At 69.1% G+C, this 22,309-nt stretch carries 18 protein-coding genes; 17 read left to right on the top strand and 1 reads right to left on the bottom strand.

Annotated features, from left to right (window positions below):
* Positions 1-30 precede the first annotated feature (30 nt).
* The 13 genes from ACEXQC_RS12640 (at position 31) to ACEXQC_RS12700 (ending at position 15,708) form a co-directional block, all read left to right on the top strand.
* On the top strand, positions 31-1,272 hold the full coding sequence (locus ACEXQC_RS12640) for a hypothetical protein (RefSeq protein WP_374822656.1): 1,242 nt from the start codon (positions 31-33) through the stop codon (positions 1,270-1,272).
* Positions 1,265-2,275: an aldose 1-epimerase family protein gene (locus tag ACEXQC_RS12645; RefSeq protein ID WP_374822658.1), complete on the top strand. Its 1,011-nt coding sequence runs from the start codon at positions 1,265-1,267 to the stop codon at positions 2,273-2,275. Before ACEXQC_RS12640 ends, ACEXQC_RS12645 begins: the two co-directional genes overlap by 8 nt.
* Positions 2,272-3,777: a sugar ABC transporter ATP-binding protein gene (locus tag ACEXQC_RS12650; RefSeq protein ID WP_374822661.1), complete on the top strand. Its 1,506-nt coding sequence runs from the start codon at positions 2,272-2,274 to the stop codon at positions 3,775-3,777. Before ACEXQC_RS12645 ends, ACEXQC_RS12650 begins: the two co-directional genes overlap by 4 nt.
* On the top strand, positions 3,774-4,802 hold the full coding sequence (locus ACEXQC_RS12655; protein WP_374822664.1) for an ABC transporter permease: 1,029 nt from the start codon (positions 3,774-3,776) through the stop codon (positions 4,800-4,802). The genes ACEXQC_RS12650 and ACEXQC_RS12655 overlap by 4 nt, the downstream gene beginning before the upstream one ends.
* Complete coding sequence (locus tag ACEXQC_RS12660) at positions 4,799-5,842, top strand: ABC transporter permease (protein WP_374822667.1); 1,044 nt, start codon at positions 4,799-4,801, stop codon at positions 5,840-5,842. The genes ACEXQC_RS12655 and ACEXQC_RS12660 overlap by 4 nt, the downstream gene beginning before the upstream one ends.
* A 54-nt stretch (positions 5,843-5,896) precedes the next feature.
* Complete coding sequence (locus ACEXQC_RS12665) at positions 5,897-6,955, top strand: rhamnose ABC transporter substrate-binding protein (RefSeq protein WP_374822670.1); 1,059 nt, start codon at positions 5,897-5,899, stop codon at positions 6,953-6,955.
* Positions 6,956-7,044: 89 nt separating this feature from the next.
* Positions 7,045-8,118, top strand: a complete 1,074-nt coding sequence (locus ACEXQC_RS12670) for a LacI family DNA-binding transcriptional regulator (RefSeq protein WP_374822673.1) — start codon at positions 7,045-7,047, stop codon at positions 8,116-8,118.
* Positions 8,115-8,885: a class II aldolase/adducin family protein gene (locus ACEXQC_RS12675; protein WP_374822676.1), complete on the top strand. Its 771-nt coding sequence runs from the start codon at positions 8,115-8,117 to the stop codon at positions 8,883-8,885. The genes ACEXQC_RS12670 and ACEXQC_RS12675 overlap by 4 nt, the downstream gene beginning before the upstream one ends.
* Positions 8,885-9,577, top strand: a complete 693-nt coding sequence (locus ACEXQC_RS12680) for an HAD family hydrolase (protein WP_374822679.1) — start codon at positions 8,885-8,887, stop codon at positions 9,575-9,577. The genes ACEXQC_RS12675 and ACEXQC_RS12680 overlap by 1 nt, the downstream gene beginning before the upstream one ends.
* The gene (locus tag ACEXQC_RS12685) at positions 9,574-11,034 is read left to right on the top strand and encodes an FGGY-family carbohydrate kinase (protein ID WP_374822682.1); all 1,461 of its coding nucleotides are present in this window, start codon (positions 9,574-9,576) and stop codon (positions 11,032-11,034) included. Before ACEXQC_RS12680 ends, ACEXQC_RS12685 begins: the two co-directional genes overlap by 4 nt.
* Positions 11,035-11,052: 18 nt before the next feature.
* Positions 11,053-12,219, top strand: a complete 1,167-nt coding sequence (gene rhaI / locus ACEXQC_RS12690; RefSeq protein WP_374822685.1) for an L-rhamnose isomerase — start codon at positions 11,053-11,055, stop codon at positions 12,217-12,219.
* Between the two features lie 25 nt (positions 12,220-12,244).
* Positions 12,245-14,281: a bifunctional aldolase/short-chain dehydrogenase gene (locus ACEXQC_RS12695; RefSeq protein ID WP_374822687.1), complete on the top strand. Its 2,037-nt coding sequence runs from the start codon at positions 12,245-12,247 to the stop codon at positions 14,279-14,281.
* A complete protein-coding gene (locus ACEXQC_RS12700) occupies positions 14,281-15,708 on the top strand; it encodes a rhamnulokinase (RefSeq protein ID WP_374822690.1) in 1,428 nt (475 codons plus the stop codon). The genes ACEXQC_RS12695 and ACEXQC_RS12700 overlap by 1 nt, the downstream gene beginning before the upstream one ends.
* Before the next feature lie 44 nt (positions 15,709-15,752).
* On the opposite strand, the gene ACEXQC_RS12705 is transcribed toward ACEXQC_RS12700, so the two are convergent.
* Positions 15,753-17,837, bottom strand: coding sequence for a 3-keto-alpha-glucoside-1,2-lyase-like domain-containing protein (locus ACEXQC_RS12705; protein WP_374822693.1), 2,085 nt, complete (start codon positions 17,835-17,837; stop codon positions 15,753-15,755).
* A gap of 130 nt (positions 17,838-17,967) precedes the next feature.
* Here ACEXQC_RS12705 and ACEXQC_RS12710 point away from each other — a divergent pair, with 130 nt between their 5' ends.
* From ACEXQC_RS12710 to ACEXQC_RS12725, 4 genes are all read left to right on the top strand, one after another.
* Positions 17,968-19,005 (top strand): LacI family DNA-binding transcriptional regulator, encoded by a 1,038-nt coding sequence (locus ACEXQC_RS12710; RefSeq protein ID WP_374822696.1) that lies wholly within the window; start codon positions 17,968-17,970, stop codon positions 19,003-19,005.
* Between the two features lie 86 nt (positions 19,006-19,091).
* Entirely contained in the window at positions 19,092-20,420 is a 1,329-nt protein-coding gene (locus tag ACEXQC_RS12715; RefSeq protein ID WP_374822699.1) for an ABC transporter substrate-binding protein, read from the top strand.
* An 8-nt stretch (positions 20,421-20,428) separates the two neighbouring features.
* A complete protein-coding gene (locus tag ACEXQC_RS12720; RefSeq protein WP_374822702.1) occupies positions 20,429-21,379 on the top strand; it encodes a carbohydrate ABC transporter permease in 951 nt (316 codons plus the stop codon).
* Positions 21,376-22,287, top strand: a complete 912-nt coding sequence (locus ACEXQC_RS12725; RefSeq protein WP_374822705.1) for a carbohydrate ABC transporter permease — start codon at positions 21,376-21,378, stop codon at positions 22,285-22,287. Before ACEXQC_RS12720 ends, ACEXQC_RS12725 begins: the two co-directional genes overlap by 4 nt.
* Positions 22,288-22,309: the final 22 nt, after the last annotated feature.

A 22,309-nucleotide genomic window follows, 5' to 3' on the forward strand; every position in this document is an offset into this window, starting at 1 on the left:
CGACGCCCGAAACAACGAAGGGTGTCGAAGATGACCTCCGAGGCTTACGAGAACGTCGTCTCCCAGACGAGCGCGTTCGATCGTGCACTGGATGCCGGGAACGGCGTCGTGCGGTTCGCTCCTGCGTGGGTTCCGAGGGCGTTCTGCACTCCCGGCCGCCGCATCCGGTTGCACCCCGATGACTACTTCCCCTTCGAGCAGACCCGAGGCGGAATCGACGAGCGCTGGCTCGCGAGCACGATCCGTGCCGACAACGGCCCGCTCACGGGCGCACACGAAGGGCTGAGCCTCGTGGTCGACCCCGCCGGGGGCCTTCTTCCCTTCGACGAATTCGTGGAGCACCACAAGGCCGACGTGATCGGCGACCGCCTCTGGGACCGCTTCGGCGGCTGGACCATGTACTCCAAGTTCTACGACAACCTGCAGCCCCTGCCCTTCCACGTGCACCATTCCGACGAGAAGGCCGCACTCGTCGAGAAGGTGGGAAAGCCCGAGGCGTACTACTACTCGCCGCACATGAACAACTACCTCGGCGACCAGGCGATCTCCTTCCTCGGCCTCCAGCCGAACACCACCCGCGCGCAGCTCAAGGAGCGCCTCGAGAGATTCATCGAGGGCGGTGACAACCGCATCACCGACTTCTCGCTCGGTTACCGCACCCAGCTCGGCACGGGCTGGGACATCCCCGCCGGCGTGCTGCACGCCCCCGCGAGCATCTGCACCTACGAGCCGCAAGCAGCGAGCGACGTGTTCTGCATGTGCGAGTCGTGGAGCAACAACCGCGAGGTGCCCGCCGAGCTCCTCTGGAAAGACGTTCCGCACGAGCACCACGGCGACTTCGAGTTCCTGCTCGACCTGCTCGACTGGGAGAAGAACGTCGACGTCGACTTCGTGCCCAACCGATTCATGCGCCCCTACGCCACTGAGGCTTCGGCCGCCGACGGGGGCGCCGAGTACGTGGAGAACTGGATCGTCTTCCGCTCCGATGCCTTCAGCGCGAAGGAGCTCACGGTTCGGCCCGGCCGCACCGTGACCGTCACCGACCAGGATGCCTACGGAGCCATCGTGGTGCAGGGTGTCGGATCCTTCGGCGGTCACGACACCCAGGCCGCCACCGTCATCCGCTTCGGCCAGCTGAGCCAGGACGAGTTCTTCGTCTCGGCCCCTGCCGCGCGCGCCGGCGTCACGATCACCAACCGCAGCAGCACCGACGACCTGGTGGTGCTCAAGCACTTCGGCCCCGGCAACGTGGAGCTCGGTTCCGTTGAGTGAGCGGCAGGGCGAGGTGTTCGGCGCCGCGGTGGAGGAGGCCCTGCTGCGTGTGGGGTCGCTCGGTCAGGTGGCCCGGGTCGACCGCTTCGTCGACGACGACGGACCCTCCCGCGGCGCTCGGCGACTGCGGGTGGTCAACGGCGGTGGCCTCGAGTTCGACGTGCACCCCGACCGCGGCCTCGACATCGGCGCCGCGTCGTTCAAGGGCCTCCCGCTCGCCTGGATCTCCTCGACCGGCTTCACGCGCCCCGACGCCTACCGGCCCGACGGCCGCGGCTGGCTGCGCTCCTTCGGGGGCGGTCTCGTGACCACCTGCGGGCTCGACAGCTTCGGCCCGCCGGCCGACGACGTCGACGGCGTGGTGGGCATGCACGGTCCGATCGGCAACATCTCCGCCACCCTGATCGAGGTGAGCGCGACGCCCGAGCTCGTCACGGTCACAGGCGAGGTGCGGCAGGCCTCCGTGTTCCACGAGAACCTGGTGCTCCGCCGAACCATCCGTTCGACAGTGGGCTCCTCGTCGTTCACGATCGACGACACCGTCACGAACGAGGCCGAGACCGTCAGTCCGCACATGGTCCTGTACCACGTGAACCTCGGCTGGCCGCTGCTCGACACCGGTGCCGTCATCGACATCCCCGCGGCGAGCGTGGAACCACGCGATCCGGATGCGGCGGGCGGCTTCGACGATCGAGCGGCGATCGGCGAACCCACCATCGGTTTCCGCGAGCAGGTCTACGTGCACCGGGCAGGCGACGACCGGGTCGCGCACGTCACCAACGAGTCGCGCGGGCTCCGATTCACGCTCCGCCACTCCGAGACCCTGCCCGCGATCTTCCAGTGGAAGCTCACGGCGACGAAGCACTTCGTGCTCGGGCTCGAACCCGCGAACACCCCGGAGATCAACGGCCGCGCCGCCGCACGCGAGCACGGCATCCTTCCGCAACTCGAACCCGGTGAGAGCCGGAGCTACTCGATTGAGATTGAGGTGAACGAGATATGACCGACACGCCACTGCTGGAGCTGGCCGGGGTGAGCAAGTCGTTCGGCGCCGTCGCCGCCCTGGTGCGCGCCGATCTGACCCTGCATGCCGGCAGCATCCACGCGCTCGTGGGCGAGAACGGTGCGGGCAAGTCCACGCTCGTGAAGATCATCGGAGGGCTCTACCAGCGCGACGGCGGTGACTACCGGCTCGAGGGCAGGAGCGTCGACTTCCACAGCACGACGGATGCGAAGGACGCCGGCATCGCGGTGATCTACCAGGAGCCCACCCTCTTCCCCGACTTCAGCGTCGCGGAGAACATCTTCGTGGGTCGCCAGCCCTACACCCGCTTCGGAACCCTCGACCGCGCGAAGATGCGGCGCGAGACCCGCGAGCTCACCCAGCGCCTGGGTGTGCCGATCGACCCCGACCGGGAGGCCCGCGGCCTCTCGATCGCCGACCAGCAGGTGGTCGAGATCGCCAAGTCGATCTCGGTCGGCGCGAAGGTCATCATCATGGACGAACCGACCGCGGCCCTCTCGGGTGTCGAGGTCGAGCGGCTGATGGGCATCGCCCGGCAGCTCCGAGACGAGGGCAAGGGCCTCATCTTCATCTCGCACCGCTTCGACGAGGTGTTCTCGCTCTGCGACACCATCACCGTGATGCGAGATGGCGCCTACATCGCCACGAACATCACCTCCGAGACCAGTGAGGATGCGATCATCCGGCAGATGGTCGGCCGGAGCGTCGAGAACCTCTTCCCCAAGCAGGAGACGGTGATCGGCGACGCCGTGCTCGAGGTGAACGGCCTCACGAGTGTCGGGGTGTTCTCAGACGTGAGCTTCACCGTTCGCTCGGGTGAGATCGTCTGCTTCGCCGGGCTCGTGGGGGCAGGCCGCAGCGAGATCGCCCGTGCGGTGTTCGGTGTCGATCCCTACGACTCGGGCTCGGTGCGGATCGGCGGTGCGGCCGTGCCCCCCAAGAACCCCGCGGCCGCGATGAGGCTCGGCATGGGCTTCGTGCCCGAAGACCGACGCAAGCAGGGCCTGGCGATGGATGCGAGCGTGCAGACCAACATCACCCTCGCCATCCGGGAGCGGTTGGCCCGGTTCGGTTTCATCACCTCCTCGCTGGAGGCGCCTGCCGCCGAGACCTGGGCCTCGCGCCTGCAGGTGAAGACGCATTCGCTCGACACCGAGGCCTCGATGCTCTCGGGCGGCAACCAGCAGAAGGTCGTGCTCGGCAAGTGGCTCGCCACGAAACCCTCGATCCTGATCGTCGACGAACCCACCCGCGGCATCGACGTGGGCACGAAGTCGGAGGTGCACCGCTTGCTCTCCGAGCTCGCCGGCACCGGCGTGGCCGTGCTGATGATCTCGTCGGAACTGCCCGAGGTGCTCGGCATGGCCGACCGCGTGCTGGTGGTGCGGGAGGGGCGGATCACCGCCGAACTCAGCCGCGACGAGGCGACTCCGGAGACCGTGATGTACGCGGCGACCCATGAAGCGGAGGCCGCGGCATGAGCGTGACGCACACCGTTCCCCCCGTCGAGGCGGGCCGCACCGGATTCCAGAAGCTCATCAGGGCCCGCGAGTTCGGGCTCGCGGTGCTCATCATCGCGCTGATCGCCACGACGGTCTCGGTGCAGCCCACCTTCGTGTTCAGCGATGGCGGCTGGCGAGAGCTGCTCCGGCAGCCGACCATTCTCATCCTGATCGCGCTCGGCGAGGCGATCGTCATCATCACCCGCAACATCGACCTGTCGATCGGCTCGATCCTCTGCCTGTCGACCTACACCGCCGGGTGGCTGTTCGCGAACGTCGAGGGCATCCCGATCGTGCTGGTCGTCATGATCGGTGTGGCGCTCGGCGCCTTCCTCGGCTTGATCAACGGCCTGCTGGTCGCGTTCTTGAAGGTGCCGTCTCTCGTGATCACGCTGGGCACGCTCTACGCCTACCGTGGCATCGCGATCCTGTGGATCGGGCCGCACTTCATCCGCTCCAGCTGGCTGCCCCCGGAGTTCAGGGCCCTCGGCACGATGCAGTGGGCATCGATCCCGGTGCTGCTCATCCTCGTGCTCCTCGTGGTGCTGATCGTGGGCTGGTTCATGACCAGTCGACGCGCGGGTCGCGATCTCTACGCGCTCGGCTCGAACGCCGAGGCGGCGAGGCTGTTCGGTCTCCGCGACCGCCGGCTGACGCTGACCGCCTTCGTGACGAGCGGTGCGCTCGCCGGTCTCGGCGGTCTCGTCTACCTCTCCATCTACGCCACCGGAGACGCCAAGGTGGGCACGGGCTACGAGCTCGAGGCCATCGCCGCCGCCGTGGTGGGCGGTGTGGCCATCGTGGGCGGCTCCGGCACCATCTGGGGGGTCGCCCTCGGCGCCTTCTTCCTCGCCACCATCAGCAGCGCACTGCCGGTGCTCGGGGTGCCCAGCCTGTGGCAGCAGTCCATCGTGGGCATCTTCATCGTCGGAGCGATCCTGCTCGACCGCGCGCTCTTCCTGAGCAGAGCCCGGCGTGCCAAGCGAAAGGGGAGTGCGTCATGAGCGAGGCCATGCTCGCGGCCGAACCACGCCAGTACCGTCGTCACGACAAGCCGCTCTGGCGCCGTGGACTGATGCGCACCGAGTCGGTGATCATGCTCGCCATCGTGCTGCTGCTCGTGATCGCCACCTTCACGGTGCCGTTCTTCGCCCAGCCGTACACCTACCAGACGATGATCCTCAACTCGGCTCCCGTGCTGCTGATGCTGCTCCCCGTGACGCTCATCATCATCACGGGTGACATCGACCTCTCCGTGGGCAGCGTTCTCGGCTTCTCCAGTGCCATCTTCGGACTGGCGTTCCAGGCCGGCATCCCCATCGGCATCGCTGCGGTCATCGGCGTTGTCGCCGGGGGCCTGGTCGGTGTTCTGAACGGGGTGCTGGTGACGATCGTGGGGCTGCCGAGCCTGGCGGTGACGATCGGAACGCTCGCGCTGTTCCGCGGGATCGCCGTGGGACTGCTCGGCACCACCTCGGTCACCAACTTCCCCACCGACGTCACCCGATCGGTGACCGCACCGCTCGGTGGGCTCCCGGTGCCGGTGATCACTCTGGCCATCCTGATCCTGGCGATCCTCTTCGGCGTGCTGCTGCACTTCACACCCTTCGGACGCGGTGTGTTCGCCATCGGGCTGAGTCCCGAGACGGCCGCCTTCTCCGGGGTGCGGGTCAACCGCACCCGGCTGACGCTGTTCATCCTGAGCGGTCTCGTGGCGGGCGCCACGGGGGTCTACTTCACGCTGCAGTACAGCAACGCGATCGGCACCAACGGGCTCGGCTTCGAGCTGCAGGTCGTGACCGCGATCGTGCTGGGCGGCGTCTCCATCTGGGGCGGCCGCGGCACCATCCTCGGCGCCCTCGCCGGCGGTGTGCTGATCGCGGCGCTCAACAAGACCCTGCAGCTCGCGGGCATCGGCTCCGACACCATCAGCATCGTCACCGGTGCTGCCCTCATCTTCTCCGTCGTCGTGGCGAGTGTGGCGGGATTCATCTCCCGCCGGCGACGGACGAAGGCCACCGCGATCGTCGCGGTCGGCACCTGACCACCCGCTCCAGCAACAGTCCCTGCTCACAATCACTGCACGGAAGGCAGAACAATGAGGTTCACACCCCGCGGGCTCTCCCGCAAGAATCTGGCCGTCACCACGGCCGCCCTGGCCGCTACGGTCCTCCTGCTCACCGGCTGCGCCGGCGGAACCGGCACGCCCGGCTCCACCGACGGTGCCGCGGCCGGCGGCGGAGGCGATGCCAGTGTCACCTTCATTCCGAAGAGCCTCGGCAACAAGTACTTCGAGGCGTCCGACAAGGGAGCCGCTGAGGGTGCCGAGGAACTCGGTATGGCATTCAAGGAGGAGGGCCCCACGGCCACCGGCTCCGCCGACCAGGTGCCGTTCATCCAGACCGCCATCCAGACCGGCCAGAAGGCGATCGCTATCGCTGCGAACGACCCCACCGCGGTCTGCAACGACCTCGAGCAGGCCCGCAGCCAGGGTGTGAAGGTCGTCGCCTACGACACCGACACCGACTGCCGCGATGTCTTCGTCAACCAGGCGACCGTCGACGGCATCGCCGAGGGCCTCGTCAAGCTCACCGCCGACCACCTGGGGGAGGAGGGCGGAACGATCGCCATCCTCTCGGGCGGCGCGAACGCGGCCAACCTCAACGCGTGGGTCGACGCCATCCAGGCCCTGATCAAGAAGGACCACCCGAACATCACCGTGGCCAAGGTCGCCTACGGTGACGACGTCGACGAGAAGGCCTACCAGGAGGCCCAGGGCCTCATGCAGTCCATCCCGGACCTCAAGGCCATCATCGCCCCCGACACCGTGTCGGTGAAGGAAGCGGCGCACTACCTCGCCGACACCCCCGAGTACCAGGGCAAGGTGTGGGTCACCGGTCTCGGCCTCCCCAGCGAGATGGCGGAGTACGTGGAGAGCGGCATCGTCGAGGAGTTCGGTCTGTGGAACCCCGAAGACCTCGGCTACCTCGCGTCGTACGCTGCTGACGCGCTGATCACCGGCACCATCACCGGTGAAGAAGGAGACACCTTCGAGGCCGGGAAGCTCGGCGAGTACACCGTGGGCGAGGGCGGCGAGATCGTGCTCGGACCGATGTTCGTGTTCAACAAGGAGAACGTCGGCGACTTCACGTTCTGATCCCGAACGGTCCGATCGAGAACGCCACATCGGGGGTCGACGCCGTTCGCGGCGCGGCCCCCGACCGCCGAGCAGAGGAGGTGAGAGGGATGGCGACCATCAAGGACGTCGCACGCCACGCCGGCGTGTCGGCCGGCACGGTGAGCAACGTGCTGAACCGGCCGGGCTACGTCGCCTCCGAGACGCGCGAGCGTGTGCGCACCGCCATCGCCGACCTCGGCTTCACCCCCACGGAGCAGGCCCGCAGATTCCGGAGCGGTCGTGGGCGCACCCTCGGTCTCGCTCTCGCGGATCTCGGCAACCCGTTCTTCGTGGATGTCGCGCTCGGGGCCGAGGCGGAGGCCAACGCACTCGGAGTGGGCGTCGTGATCATCCACAACGGTGAAGACGCCACGAGGGAACAGCACAATCTCGACGTGCTCGTGCAGCAACGCGTGCACGGCATCATGATCACCCCCGTGCACGACGACGAGCCGAGGCTCGACCGACTCGACGGTCGGGGAATACCCCTCGTCTACATCGACCGGGTGTCGGATGACTCCCCGCGCTGCTGGGTGAAGACCGACGATCTGGCCGGCGGTCGGCTCGCGGGAGAGCACCTCGTGGGCCTCGGACATCGTCGTCTGGCCTTCGTGGGGAGCCTCGGCGGCACCGCGCAGGTCGACCACCGCTTCGAGGGCTTCGTCGCCGCGGTGGGCGCAGCGGCCGGGAGCACGGAGCGGTTGGCGACCGAGTCCTGGCAGATCGACGACGGGCGGCGAGCGGGAGCCGCGCTCGCCGCCCGTCCGCTCTCGGAGCTGCCGACGGCGGTGATGTGCACCAACGACCTGGTGGCCATCGGGCTGCTCATCGAGTTCGCTCAGCGCGGCATCCGGGTTCCTGACGACGTCTCGGTGGTGGGGTTCGACGACCTCTCCTGGGCGGCGACCTCGGTGGTGCCGCTCACCACCGTGCGGCAGCCGCGGGCCGAACTGGGGCGCCGTGCGGTGCGGATGCTGCTCGACGAGATCGACAGGGGCGAGGCGCACGAGCACCATCGGGAACTGCTCGAACCCGAGTTCGTGGTGCGCTCGTCCACGGCGGCGCCGCGCACTTCGCCCGGGCTTGAACCCGCACCCGCCCCCGTCCTTACTTCCGACCCGACTTCTGGAGGACCACGATGACGACGACCTGGCAGCCCGAGCTCACGAGCGACGAGCTCGTCGCACTCGCGCGCTCCCTGGGCGACCCCGTCAAGGACCTCGTCATCCTCGCGGAGGGCAACACCTCGCAGCGGCTCGGTGACGGCCGCATCGCGGTGAAAGCATCGGGGGCCTACATGGCGGCCACCACGCGCGACGACTTCGTGGTGACCGAGGTCGATCCGCTGATCGCGCTGCTGGAGGATGACCGTGCGACGCAGGAGGATGTGACTTCGCTGCTCGATGCGGGTGTGCACGAGGGGGTGCGCCGCCGAGGATCGATCGAGACCCTGGTGCACGCGGCCGTGCAGTCGGTGCGACCGACGGCGTTCGTGGCGCACACGCATCCGACCCCCGTGGTGGGGTTGCTGGCGAGCGTGCACGCGGCGACCGCCTTCGACGAGTGGGTGTACTCCGACGAGGCGGTCGTGATCGGCACCCCTCTCTTCGTGCCGTATGCCGCCCCCGGCATAGATCTCGGGAGGCTGTTCCTCGAGCGCCTCCGCGGGTACGTCGACGTGCACGATTCGCTGCCGTCCTGCGTTCTCCTCGGCAATCACGGCATGGTCGCGATCGCCGACAGCTGGCGCGCCGCTGAGGCGATCACTCTCATGACGGTCAAGGGCGCACGGGTGCGACTCGACGCGCTGTCGGTGGGGGGCGTGCAGGGGCTCGGCGACGACACTGTTTCGCACTACTTCGAGCGCACCGACTTCATCGAGCGCCGCAAGAACCTCTCGGGGGCGTGATGGCCGAGCTCAAGGCCGTGTTCCTCGACGTGGGAGGGCCGATCTACGACGACGAGAACTACGTCGCGGCGGTGCTCTCCGCACTCGACGAGGTGCGTGCCGCCGATGGACTCGGCCCTGCCGACCGAGCAGTCTTCCGTGTGCGATACGACGAGGTGCGCGCGGCTCAGGCGGGATCGCTCCGCGCTGTGCTCGCCGAGGAGTTCCTCGGCGATCGTGCCCGCCGAGGTGAGCTGCACGAGCGCACCCGGCGGCATTGGGTGCACCCGGCCGGCACCCTCCACCCCGACGTTCTGCCGTTCCTCCGCTCGCTCGGGGGCCAGGTGCGGGTCGGGGTGCTCGCCAATCAGGAGGAGGGCGTCATCCGAGCGCTCGAACGCGACGGGGTCGCACCGTACATCGACGTGTGGGGGGTGTCGGCGATCGTGGGCTTCGAGAAGCCCTCGCCAGAGCTCTTCGAGTGGTGCCTCGCGGAGGCGGGTGTGCGCGCGGCTGAGGCCGTGCACATCGGCAATCGGCTCGACACCGACGTTCGGCCGGCGGCCGCCCTCGGGCTCGCCACGGTCTGGGTGCTCCGCGGCGAGGCCGCTCCGATGCCGACAGCGGAGCAGCTCGCCGAACCGGATCTCGCCGTTCCGTCGCTCGACGGACTCGGCCCGCGCATCCTCTCGCTCGGGGAGGCGCGCGCGTGACCATCGTTCTGGGCATCGATCTCGCCACTGCCGAGGCGCGCGTGCTGGCCGTCGACGAGTCGACGGGCGCGGCCCTCGCCGAGCGCCGGGCGCCGCTGCCGCTGCGAGAGCGATCGCGCACGCAGCGCGCCGCCTATGGCGACGTCGCGATCGAGCTCATCGCGGCCGTGGTCGCGGCCCTCGGATCGCGATCTCTCGACGTGGGCGCGCTCTCGGTCACCGGCACCTCGGGCACGGTCGTGCCGGTCGATGCGGCCGGTGCGCCGGTGGGCGACGCCGTGCTCTACGACGACCCGCGGGGTGGCGACGAACTGCGGATGCTCACCGAAGCCGGTCTCGGCCGTCGACCCCGAGGGGCGCTGGCCCGGGCGGCCTGGATGAACGCCGCGGCCGGCCACGGCCCGGCATCACCCGCGCGCTTCGTCTTCACCCCCGACGTGGTGGGGGCCGCACTGGCCGGGACGCTGCTGCCCTCGGACACCTCGCACGCGCTGAAGAGCGGCATCGACCCGGTCGCCGCGCGGTGGGACGAGCAGGCGCTCGCGACGGTGGGGTTGCCGGCCGAGCGGATGCCCGCGTTGGTGGCGCCAGGGCGGGTCATCGGCGAGGTGGCGGCAGCGGTCGCCTCGCGACTCGGTCTCCCGCCGGGCGTGCAGATCGTCTCGGGGATGACGGATGGATCGACGGGGCAGATCGCCACCGGGGCCGTCGCTCTCGGCGACACCGTAGGAGTGCTCGGAACCACACTCGTGCTCAAGGCGGTCTCGGCGCACGACGTCGTCGACGAATCCGCGGGGATCTACTCCCACGTGGCCCCCGACGGATTATTCTGGCCCGGCGGGGCCTCGAACACCGGGGCCGGAGTGCTGCGCTCGGGAGCGACGGCCGACATCGATCCCGCCGAGCGCAGTGCGGCCGTCGCCGGCCGCGGGCCGTCGCCGATCGTCTCGTATCCGTTGGCGCGCCGCGGAGAGCGGTTCCCGATCGCCGATGCAGCGTTCGCGGGCTTCGACGTGCTGTTCGACGGTGCATCGGTTCCGGGGGACACGGCGCCGGACGACGCCGACGCACGGTTCCGGGCGGTGTACGAAGGGGTCGCGTTCGTCGAGCGACTCGGCCTTGAGCGCCTCGAGGCCCTCGGTGTCGATCGCCGACGCCACCATGTGGCGGGCGGGGCCGCGGCCAGCGAGGTCTGGAACCGCATCCGTGCCTCTGCACTCGGCCGCCCGGTGGTCGTCACCCCCGGCACCGGGAGCGCCCGTGGTGCAGCGGCACTCGCCGCCGCTGCACGCAGCGGCGAGCCGCTCGCGGCCGTCGCGGCGCGCTTCGCCGGGCCACGTCGCACGGTCGCCCCCGACCCCGCTCTGCTCGAACCCCTCGACGACCGCTATCGCGTCTTCCTCCGTGCGCTCGCCGAGCGCACGGCCGCCTTCGAACACCGACCCATCGACCTCTGAACCGAAAGGCCCCTCACCATGGTGCAGTTCAACGACATCGCGACCGACCTCGAGCGTCAGGCCATCGAGCTGCCGAGCTGGGCGTTCGGCAACTCGGGCACGCGCTTCAAGGTGTTCGGCACTCCGGGCACTCCTCGCACGCCCGAGGAGAAGATCGCGGATGCGGCGCAAGTGAACCTCTACTCGGGCCTCGCCCCCAAGGTGGCGATCCACATCCCCTGGGACGAGGTCGACGACTTCGCCGCTCTGCGCGCCTACGCGAACGATCTCGGTGTCGAGCTCGGCACGGTGAACTCGAACACGTTCCAGGACGACGCGTACAAGTTCGGGTCGCTGACCTCGAGCGACGCGGCCACCCGCCGGAAGGCCGTCGACCATCACCTCGAGTGCATCGACATCATGCACCGGACCGGATCGCAGGATCTCAAGATCTGGCTCGCCGACGGCACGAACTACCCGGGCCAGGGCGACATCCGCTCGCGTCAGGACTGGCTGCACGAGTCGCTGCAGCTGATCTACGACGGCTTGGGCGACGACCAGCGCCTGGTGCTCGAGTACAAGTTCTTCGAGCCGGCGTTCTACCACACCGACGTTCCCGACTGGGGAACGAGCTACGCCCACGTGAGCGCTCTCGGCCCGAAGGCACTGACCTGTCTCGACACCGGGCATCACGCACCCGGCACGAACATCGAGTTCATCGTGGCCCAGCTGCTCCGCCTGGGAAAACTCGGTTCGTTCGACTTCAACTCGCGCTTCTACGCCGACGACGACCTGATCGTGGGGGCGGCGGATCCGTTCCAGCTGTTCCGGATCCTGTTCGAGGTGGTGCGCGGCGGCGGCTACGACGTCGGATCGCCGGTGGCGTTCATGCTCGACCAGTGCCACAACGTCGAGGAGAAGATCGTGGGGCAGCTGCGCTCGGTGCTGAACGTGCAGGAGATGACGGCGCGCGCGTTGCTCGTCGACCGTCATGCCCTGCTCGCCGCACAGAACGAGAACGACGTGCTCGGCGCGAACGGGATCCTGATGGACGCGTTCTACACCGATGTGCGGCCGGCACTGGCGTCGTGGCGCGAGTCGCGAGGCCTGCCGGCCGACCCCATTGCCGCGTTCAAGGCCTCCGGTTACCAGGAGCGCATCGTCGCCGAGCGCGCCGGCGGCGTGCAGGCCGGCTGGGGAGCGTAGAGAACCGATGACGAAGGAGACCACCATGACCAACGCAGCTGCCGCCGACCTGATCGCCCGGTCGAACCGACTGGGTTCCGATCCCAAGAACACGAACTACGCCGGGGGCAACACCTCGGCCAAGGGTCTCGAGACCGATCCGGTCACGGGTGAGCCTGTCGAGTTGATGTGGGTCAAGGGGTCGGGAGGCGACCTCGGCACCCTCACCGAGGGAGGCCTCGCCGTGCTGCGGGTCGACCGCCTGCGGGCGCTGCAGAACGTGTACCCGGGCATCGACCGCGAAGACGAGATGGTCGCCGCGTTCGACCACACCCTGTTCGGCAAGGGAGGTGCGGCACCGTCGATCGACACGGCCATGCATGGACTCGTCGATGCCGCGCACGTCGATCACCTGCATCCCGATTCCGGCATCGCCATCGCGACGGCGGTCGATGGAGAGGCGCTCACCGAGACCGTCTTCGGCGACAAGGTGGTGTGGGTGCCGTGGCGCCGACCCGGCTTCCAGCTGGGGCTCGACATCGCCGCCATCAAGCGCGACAACCCCGCAGCGATCGGCTGCATCCTCGGCGGGCACGGGATCACCGCGTGGGGTGACACGAGCGAGGAGGCGGAGCGCAACTCGCTGTGGATCATCGACACGGCCGCCGCGTACATCGCCGAGCACGGCAGGGCCGATCCGTTCGGGCCTGCTCTCGACGGCTACGGGCCGCTCGACGAGGCGGAGCGCCGGGCGAAGGCGGCCGCGCTGGCGCCTGCCATCCGCGGCATCGCGTCGACCGACAAGGCGCAGGTCGGATCGTTCACCGACGCCGCGGTCGTGCTCGACTTCCTGGCGTCGGCCGAGCATCCGCGGCTCGCAGCTCTCGGCACGAGCTGCCCCGACCACTTCCTGCGCACCAAGGTGAAGCCGCTCGTGCTCGACCTCCCGGCCGACGCCTCCGTCGAGGAGTCGATCGCACGGCTGAAGGAGCTGCACGCGGCCTACCGTGAGGACTACCAGGCCTACTACGACCGCAACGCCTCGCCGGACTCGCCGCCGCTCCGGGGTGCCGATCCGGCGATCGTGCTCATCCCGGGCGTGGGGATGTTCAGCTACGGGGCCAACAAGCAGACCGCGCGAGTGGCGGGCGAGTTCTACATCAACGCCATCAACGTGATGCGCGGCGCAGAGGCGCTCTCGACCTACGCGCCGATCGACGAGGCCGAGAAGTTCCGCATCGAGTACTGGGCCCTCGAGGAGGCCAAGCTGCAGCGACTGCCGAAGCCCAAGTCGCACGCCGGGCGCATCGCGCTCGTGACCGGTGCGGCATCCGGTATCGGCAAGGCCATCGCCACGCGCCTCGCCGCCGAGGGCGCGTGCTTGGTGATCGCCGACCTCGACCTCGCGAAGGCTCGGGAGGCGGCCGCCGAGCTCGGCTCGACCGACGTCGCCATCGGGGTGAAGGCCGATGTCACGATCGAGGCCGAGGTGCAGGCCGCGGTGGATGCGGCCGTGCTCGCCTTCGGCGGCGTCGATCTCGTGGTCAACAATGCCGGCCTCTCCATCTCGAAGCCGCTGCTCGAGACGACCACGAGCGATTGGGATCTGCAGCACAACGTCATGGCCAAGGGCTCGTTCCTGGTCTCGAAGGCCGCCGCGAAGGTGCTCATCGAGCAGGAGCTCGGCGGCGACATCATCTACATCTCGTCGAAGAACTCCGTGTTCGCCGGCCCCAACAACATCGCCTACTCGGCCACGAAGGCCGACCAGGCGCACCAGGTGAGGCTGCTCGCGGCCGAGCTCGGCGAGCACGGCATCAAGGTGAACGGCATCAATCCGGATGGCGTCGTGCGCGGCTCCGGGATCTTCGCGGGCGGCTGGGGCGCCAAGCGCGCCGCGGTCTACGGTGTGCCTGAGGAGGAGCTCGGCGCCTACTACGCCCAGCGCACCCTGCTCAAGCGCGAGGTGCTGCCCTCGCACGTGGCGAATGCGGTCGCGGTGCTCACAGGCGCCGACCTCACCCACACCACCGGTCTGCACATCCCCGTCGACGCCGGCGTGGCCGCCGCCTTCCTCCGCTGATGAACGGGGCGGTGGCCGCCGTCGACCTGGGGGCGACGAGCGGGAGGGTGATGCTCGGGTACGTGGGGCGCGACGAGGTGCGGCTCGTGCCGGTGGCGCGGTTCCCCAACCAGCCGGTGCGCACGATCGACGGGCTGCACTGGAACATCCTCGAGCTGTACCGCAACGTGCTCGCCGGCCTCGGCAAGGCCGTGCACGATGAGCCGGGGGTCGGCAGCATCGGCATCGACTCGTGGGCCGTCGACTACGCCCTGCTCGAGGGCGACCAGATGCTGGGCACGCCGTTCCACTACCGCGACGAGCGCACCTCCCGGGGCGTCGATGCCGTGCACTCCCTCGCCGGCTTCGACGAGCTCTACGCCGTGAACGGCCTGCAGTTCCTCCCCATCAACTCGATCTACCAGCTCGCCGCCGAACGAGACGGCGGCCGGCTCGACCGCGCCGACACCATGCTGCTCATCCCCGACCTGCTCGCGTTCTGGCTCACCGGAGCGCGTCGTGCCGAGCGCACCAACGCCTCCACCACGGGGCTGCTCGATGCCCGCTCCGGGCAGTGGGACCGCGCGCTCGCCGAGCGCCTCGGCATCCCGCCCCGCATTCTGCCTCCGCTCGCCGAACCCGGCACGGTCGTGGGCACTCTGCTGCCTGGGGTCGCGGCCGAGATCGGCGCCGCCGGTTCCCTTCCGGTCACCGCGATCGGCTCGCACGACACCGCGTCGGCCGTCGTCGCGGTGCCCGCCACCGAGTCTGGGTTCGCCTACATCTCGAGCGGAACCTGGTCACTCGTGGGGGTCGAGCTCGAGCACCCCGTGATCACCGAGGCCAGTCGGGCCGCGAACTTCACGAATGAAGGGGGAGTGGACGGCCGCACCCGATTCCTGCAGAACGTCTCCGGCCTGTGGTTGCTCTCGGAATCGGTGCGGCACTGGGAACGGGAGTCGGGCGAGACCATCGGCCTTCCCTCGCTGCTGGCGGCGGCGGAGCAGGTGCGCGGCCCCGTCGGTGTGTTCGATGCCGGCGACCCCGCGTTCATCCCTCCCGGCGACATGCCCGCGCGCATCGGCGCGTGGTTCACGTCGAGGGGGCTGCCCGCGCCGGAGGGGCCCGCCGAGGTGACGCGCAGCATTCTGGAGAGCCTGGCCGAGGCCTATGCGCGCTCCCTCCGCCAGGCGGCCGAGCTGTCGGGCCACCCGGTCTCGGTCGTGCACGTGGTGGGCGGCGGCTCGCAGAACGCACTCCTCTGCCAGCTCACCGCCGACCGCACCGGGCTCCCGGTGCTCGCGGGGCCCGTGGAGGCCACCGCGCTCGGCAACGTGCTCATCCAGGCTCGGGCGCAGGGTCTCGTGGCGGTGGACTCGAGCATGGAATCGCTGCGCGCGCTCGTGGCGCGGGCGTTTCCGCCCGTACGTTACACCCCGGTGAGGTAGACGCCGCGCGGGCTCCGCCGGCGCGAAACCGGGGCCTCCGCCGCTCAGCCGCGCACGATCACCTCGTCGAACGCGCCCGTCGAGGAGGCCGTGCGCACCCCGACCTTGCCGGCCGTGAAGGTGCCGGCCGGAGCGGTCCACGTGAGGAGAGCGCGGCCGTCGGCCCAGCCGGTGATCGTGCTGCCCCTGGCATCCGCTCGGAGGCTCACGAACTCGCCCGGCCGGCTCACGAACGGCTGCGATGCGACGAGGGTCAGCACTCCGGCCGACTTGCGGTAGAGGTCGAGGGTCGAGGCGCCGGAATCCATCCGGAGCATGAGGAAGTTCGACGCGTCGGTGTAGCGGAGGAGCACTCCGGCGTTGCCGCCGGGGGTGGTGACGGCCACGCGAGCGGCGATCGTGTAGTCGGTCCAGGCCGTCGACCCGGCGCTCGCGATGGCCTCGCCCGACGAGGAGCTCTGTGTGAGAGCCCCCGGAGTGCCTCCGACGGTCCAGCTGCCCGAGACGGGTGCCCACCCCTCGGTGCTCGCCGATCCGAAGAGGGCCACCGAGAGCACCGCGGCGCCGCCCTCGACCGCCCCGCGGTCCGGTGCGCCGCTGTAGAGCGGACCTCCCGCGAAGTCCAGGCCGCCGTTGCCTGCGATCTGCGCTCCCGATTCGCGCGAGGCCGACGAGGCGGCCATCGTGTACGCGGCGGCCGCATCCGCGATGCCGGTGGCGCCGCCGGGGGCCGCGAAGAGCGGATCGGCCGTGATGCGCTGCGGATCCGGCACCGTGGAGGCGTTGGCCCCGACGAAGGTGTTGTTCGTGTACGAGGCCCCGCTGTTCACCGTGAAGCCGCCGGTGCCGGTGGTGACGAAGATGTTGTTCGAGTACGCCACGACCCCGGTGGGGTTGGGGCTCGTGAGGGCACCCGTCTGCCCCTGATTCCGGTAGAACACGTTGTTGGACACGGCGAGGCTCCCCGCGCCCGAGACCACGTGGAAGGCTCCGACCGAGAGGTCGAGGTCGTTCTGCGAGATGTTGTACCGGAACACGTTGCCCGAGGTCGCGTTCATGGTGAGCAGCACTCCGCCCTCGTTGGCGAAGCTGTAGTTGTACTGGTAGACGCTGTTGGTCACTCCGATGTCGAAGTCCCACGGCTGACCGTCCCCCTCGAGCCGGCGCGTTCGTGAAGCCTGGTTGTACTGGAAGACGGCGCCGTCTGAGTAGTAGGCCCACTGCGCCGCGACGACGGCCACGTTCGGCAGGTAGCCGACGGTCGCGGTGTCGGCCGTGGTGGACTCGCCGATGAGGTCGGTGGTGTTGTACTCCACGAGTGGGGAGACCGCCGCCCGCACGAGGATCCCGTCGCGGTGGATCTCCGAGACGGTGTTGCGCCGCATCACCACGTGCTGGAACGCGTCGTACTCGTGGGTCCAGTTCGAGCTCGGCAGCAGGGCATCCGTCATCGTCTGGATGCCGGTGTCGGCGACGTTGCGCACCGTGTTGCCCTGGATCAGCACGTCGTCCCAGGTGCTCTCGGGGGAGGTCGACGACGCCTGGCGCGCGTGCACGTTGATCCCGCCCGTGCGCCGGTCGTTGCCGAAGATGTCGTGCACGTAGTTGTCGACGATGTGGATGTGGCGGAACGCGCCTCCACCCGCTCCCGTGCCCAGGACGAGGATGCCGTTGCGGCGCTTCGAGGTCGGGAACTCGCCGCTCGTGATCTCGAGGTTCTCGACGTGCCAGTACGACCCGTTGGTGATCCGCACCCCGAAGCCCTCACCCCCCACGGAGGTGTCGTCGAAGTCGATCACGGGGCGGGCTGTGCCGCCGTAGCGCCCCACGACCGCCGGTGCCGCCGCGGTGCCGGATCCCTTCAGATCGAGGTACTGGCCGTTCCAGACGGATCCGGATTTCAGCAGGATGCTGGTGCCCGCGGTCGCGGTCAGGGCGTTCGCCTTGGCGAGCGACTTCCACGGCGACGAGGCACTCGTTCCGGGGTTCGCGTCGCTTCCGGCCACGGAGTCGATGTAATAGGTCGTGGCGGCCGCCGAGGCCGGGGCCGCCGGCTGGGCCGCGACCAGGGAGCCCGCCACGAGCGCCACGGCGGCGCCGGCGGCGGCGATGAACGTCAGTGTTCTCACTCTTTCCTCCTTGAATGGGTGTGACCCCTTCATAACCGCTTATTCGTATAACTACAATCCGGAGATCGCTTGACACTTATACGTATGAGCGGATACGGTCGCTGCTATCGACGCCGAAGGAGGCTACCCCGTGGTCCGAAGCAGAACCCCCCGCCAGAGCGATATCGCTCGGCTCGCCGGGGTGTCGCAGGCCACGGTGTCGATGGTCCTCAACGGCCGTGCGGAGTCGAACCGCATCCCCGAGTCCACGCAGCACCGCATCCGCGAGTCGATGGCCGAGCTCGGCTACGTGCCGAACATCGCGGCCCAGTCGCTTCGGGGAGGGCGCAACGGGCTCATCGGGGTGCACACCTTCGAGCGCGTCTTCCCGGTCTCGCCGGACGACTACTACCACGAGTTCCTCAACGGCATCGAGGAGCAGGCCGTGGCGGAGGGCCTCGATCTCGTGCTGTTCGCCTCGACGCAGCGCCCCGACGGCACGCGCACCATCTACGGCAACGGCAGCAACCGGCTCCGCCTCGCCGACGGCGCCATCATGCTCGGTTTCGAGACCAACGACGACGAGCTCGCTCGCCTCGTCGACGAGGGGTTCCCTTTCGTCTTCATCGGCCACCGCGATGTCGCCGGCATCGAGATCCCCGCCGTCACCGCTGCCTACGCCGACGCCATGCGGCCGGTGGCAGAGATGCTCGCGGCGGCCGGCCACCGCGATGTCGCCTACCTGGCCACCACCACCCGTGCAGCGGCTCAGGCCGAGCGGTTGAAGGGTTTCCGGCAGCATGCCGACGAGGCGGGGATCGACGGCGTCACGGTGCACGAACTCGCCGTCGAGGCCGTCACGGCGGACTGGCTCCGCCTCCTGGTCGACGACGGCACGACTGCGGTCGTCGTCGAGACCCACGATCTCGCGCACGCGCTGCGGCGAGCGGTCGTCGAGGCGGACATCGACGTCCCCGGCGCTCTGAGTGTCGTGAGCCTCGACTCCGACCCCCGTGGTGGCGAGGTCTTCAGCACCGTGCAGGTGCCTCGCCGCGAGATGGGACGCCGGGCGGTGCGCCTCCTGCTCGGCGTGATCGAGGATGACGTGAACCCCGTGCTCACCGAACCGATCGCGTGCGGCGAGCCTGCCCCGCTCTCGGTCGCCCCCGCCAGAACCCCGCGCGACTGACCGCTGTCGCGCCCCTGAACGCACCACCCGCTCGCCGATACGAACCCCGCCACTACAAGCCCTGCTAATACGAATAAGGAGTCAACATGGACGTTACTCGCACAGCTCGCCTGCGCCCCAGGACCCTCGGCATCGCCGCCGTGGCCGTCGCCGCGCTCGCTCTCGGCGGATGCTCGGCCGACGCCGGATCGGAGACGGGCGCCGAGGCGGAGACCCTCACCGTCTGGATGCCCGGCAACAACCAGACCGAGATCGACCTGGTGACCGACACGATCGTCCCCGCCTTCGAGGAGGAGACGGGAGCGACCGTCGAGGTCACCTACGTGGACTGGGCCGACATCTCCACCAAGCTCAACTCGGCTTTCGCGGCGGGCACGGCGCCCGACCTCTTCGGTCACGGGCCGGCGGCGGCAGCCGACTTCGTGGTGAACGACCGCATCCTCGCCCTCGACGACTACGTCGAGGCCCTCGACCAGGCCGACCGCGACGACATGGCCACCGCTCTCGAGGGCGGAACCGTCGACGGCACCCAGTACCTCATGCCGCTCTCGCTCCAGGGCTACCTCGTGATGTACGACGCCGAGGCCTTCACCGCTGCCGGGCTGGATCCGGATGCTCCCCCCTCGACCTGGGAGGAGCTCATGGAGGCCGCCCAGGCGCTGACCGAACGCGACGACTCCGGCACCATCACGCGATCCGGGTTCCTCATGCCGAGCCAGGCGCTCGCGCGCCAGCAGTCGTTCACCACCCTGCTGGCCGGAGCGGGAGGAACCCTCGTGAACGACGACGGCACCGCCGCCGAGTTCGCCTCCTCCGAGGGAGCGGCAGCACTCGACTTCTTCACCGACCTCTACGTGGGCGATGACGCGGTGTCGGCGAATCTCGGCGAGGACTACCTGAACGCTCCTCCCGCGCAGCAGCCGCTCGTGCAGGGCACCGCGGCCATGACCGTCCAGAGCGCCCCCGGCATGGTGCAGATCCTCGCGAGCGCCCCCGACAAGGATCTGCGGGTGATGCCTGCGCTCGGCTTCGAGGGGGGAGACCCCGCGGCGTTCGGAGGAGCGGGAGCAGGCCTCATGATCAACTCCGACACCGAGAACCCCGACCTCGCCTGGCAGTTCATCGACTACATGCTCTCGCCGGAGGTCAGCACCGAGTACACCGAGGGAACGGGCTCGATACCCGTGCGGGCATCGGCCGCCGAGAGCGACTACGCCACCGGCAGCCCGGTCATCTCGATGTTCCTCTCCCAGACCGAGTTCCTCGTCGCCAACCCCAACGTGGTGGGCTGGACGCAGGTGAGGGACTCCCTCGACAAGGAGCTCGAGCAGGCGCTGAACGAGACGATGTCGTCGCAGGACGCGCTCGACCGCGCGGCCGTCGAAGCCGACAAGATCCTCTCGGCGAACGGCTAGGCGAGCACATGACGGCGACCATCCTCCCTCCGGCGGGAGCGGCGACACCCGCTCCCGCCGGGGCGGCCCCACCCACCGTCCGCCGGCAGCGGCGCTGGAGCCGCTCGGCGATCGTCGGCCTCGTGTTCGTGCTGCCCGCGGCGCTCTACGTCGTGATCTTCCAGCTCGTGCCCGTGATCTACGGCCTCGTGCTCTCGTTCACGTCGTACAGCCCGCTCAGTCGCTCCGGGCCGGAGTTCACCGGGGTCGACAACTACACCGACCTGCTGGGCGACGCGGAGTTCGGCAACGCGCTCCTCGTGACGGGTCGCTACGTGCTGCAGGTGCTCCCCATCACGGTGATCATCGCTCTCGTGCTCGCCCTGCTCGTGAACCGGCCGTTCCGCGGGGTGGGGATCTTCCGTTCAGCCCTCTACGTGCCGCACATCGTCTCGCTCACGGCGGTGAGCATGGTCTGGCTCTGGATGTACTCCCAGACGGGCCTGTTCAACGAGATCCTGAACGGCATCGGGCTCCCGAGCCAGAGCTGGCTCCTCGATTCCGACTCCGCCCTCAACGCCGTGTCGGCGATGCGCGTCTGGAAGGCCCTCGGCAGCAACATGGTCCTGCTCCTCGCCGGCCTGCAGTCGATTCCCAAGGAGCTCTACGAGGCGGCGCGGATGGACGGCGCCGGGCGCTGGAACGCGTTCCGCTACGTGACGCTCCCGGGGCTCAGGCCGATGCTCGTGTACGTCGTAGCGATGGACATCATCTACCTCGCCCAGGGCTTCGCCGAGATCTACGTGCTCACCGGGGGCGGACCGCTCGGGAGCACCACCACCGTCAACTACCTCATCTACAACGAAGCGTTCCAGTACAACCAGCTCGGCTCGGCATCGGCGATGGCCTTCGTGCTGTTCGCCCTCATCGTGGGCTTCTCGGTGCTGGCTGTGCGCGGAGTGACAGGGAGACAGAAGTGACCGCCTCCGCCGACACGAGACGAGCCAGCGCCCTCCGCCGCATGCGGGGCGCGCCGGGCGAAGGGCGCATCGGCTCGATCGTCATCCTGGTGCTCGTGACCCTCGCGGTGCTCACCCCCTTCGTCTGGGTGATCTCGCTCTCGTTCACGCCGCCGAACGACGCGTTCGGCTCGGTGTCGCTCATTCCCGCCGAGCCGACCCTCGAGAACTACGCCACGGCGTTCATCGACGCCGACCTCGCGCGAGCGCTGTTCAACTCGGCCGTGGTGGGGAGCGTGACCGTGGCGAGCAACTGCATCCTCGCGGTACTGGCGGGCTATGCGTTCGCGATGCTGCCGTTCCCCGGCAGCCGGGCGGTGTTCTACACGCTCATCGCGACGGCGGCGATCCCCATCTCGGTCACTCTCATCCCGCTGTTCCTGATGGCGAGAGGGATCCCGCTGGTCGGGGGCAACGACATCCTGGGCCAGGGCGGCAGCGGTCTGCTCGACACGCTCGCCGGCGTCATCCTGCCCTACGTCGTGATGCCCATGAACATCTTCCTGGCCCGTCAGTTCTTCAGCTCGGCACCTCTCGAGCTCGGCGAGGCGGCGAGGGTCGACGGGGCGAGCGAGCTGCGCATCTTCCGGAGCGTGTACCTGCCGCTCGCGAAACCGCTCGTCGCCGTGGTGGCGATCTTCTCCTTTACCGGGGTCTGGGACGACTTCCTCTGGCCCCTCGTCGTGACCAGCTCGGAGGAGGTGCAGACCGTCCAGCTCGCTCTCGCCCGCTTCCTCGGCAGCGGCAACGTGCAGTACGGGCCCCTCATGGCGGGAACGGTCATCGCCACCATCCCCGTGCTCATCGTCTTCCTGTTCAACCAACGCAGCTTCATCTCCGGCCTCGCCGACGGCAGCGTCAAGGGCTGACCAGCCCACAGAAAGGATCCAC

The organism is Herbiconiux liukaitaii (assembly GCF_041927495.1).
Taxonomy (GTDB): Bacteria; Actinomycetota; Actinomycetes; order Actinomycetales; family Microbacteriaceae; genus Herbiconiux; species Herbiconiux liukaitaii.

What these genes read in the sequence shown, in the direction of transcription:
- ACEXQC_RS12675 (WP_374822676.1), top strand. Translation starts at nt 8,115, where the DNA reads ATGACGACGACCTGGCAGCCCGAGCTCACGAGCGACGAGCTCGTCGCA.
- ACEXQC_RS12670 (WP_374822673.1), top strand. Translation starts at nt 7,045, where the DNA reads ATGGCGACCATCAAGGACGTCGCACGCCACGCCGGCGTGTCGGCCGGC.
- ACEXQC_RS12700 (WP_374822690.1), top strand. Translation starts at nt 14,281, where the DNA reads ATGAACGGGGCGGTGGCCGCCGTCGACCTGGGGGCGACGAGCGGGAGG.
- ACEXQC_RS12720 (WP_374822702.1), top strand. Translation starts at nt 20,429, where the DNA reads ATGACGGCGACCATCCTCCCTCCGGCGGGAGCGGCGACACCCGCTCCC.
- ACEXQC_RS12715 (WP_374822699.1), top strand. Translation starts at nt 19,092, where the DNA reads ATGGACGTTACTCGCACAGCTCGCCTGCGCCCCAGGACCCTCGGCATC.
- ACEXQC_RS12680 (WP_374822679.1), top strand. Translation starts at nt 8,885, where the DNA reads ATGGCCGAGCTCAAGGCCGTGTTCCTCGACGTGGGAGGGCCGATCTAC.
- ACEXQC_RS12650 (WP_374822661.1), top strand. Translation starts at nt 2,272, where the DNA reads ATGACCGACACGCCACTGCTGGAGCTGGCCGGGGTGAGCAAGTCGTTC.
- ACEXQC_RS12640 (WP_374822656.1), top strand. Translation starts at nt 31, where the DNA reads ATGACCTCCGAGGCTTACGAGAACGTCGTCTCCCAGACGAGCGCGTTC.
- ACEXQC_RS12660 (WP_374822667.1), top strand. Translation starts at nt 4,799, where the DNA reads ATGAGCGAGGCCATGCTCGCGGCCGAACCACGCCAGTACCGTCGTCAC.
- ACEXQC_RS12655 (WP_374822664.1), top strand. Translation starts at nt 3,774, where the DNA reads ATGAGCGTGACGCACACCGTTCCCCCCGTCGAGGCGGGCCGCACCGGA.
- rhaI (WP_374822685.1), top strand. Translation starts at nt 11,053, where the DNA reads ATGGTGCAGTTCAACGACATCGCGACCGACCTCGAGCGTCAGGCCATC.
- ACEXQC_RS12665 (WP_374822670.1), top strand. Translation starts at nt 5,897, where the DNA reads ATGAGGTTCACACCCCGCGGGCTCTCCCGCAAGAATCTGGCCGTCACC.
- ACEXQC_RS12695 (WP_374822687.1), top strand. Translation starts at nt 12,245, where the DNA reads ATGACCAACGCAGCTGCCGCCGACCTGATCGCCCGGTCGAACCGACTG.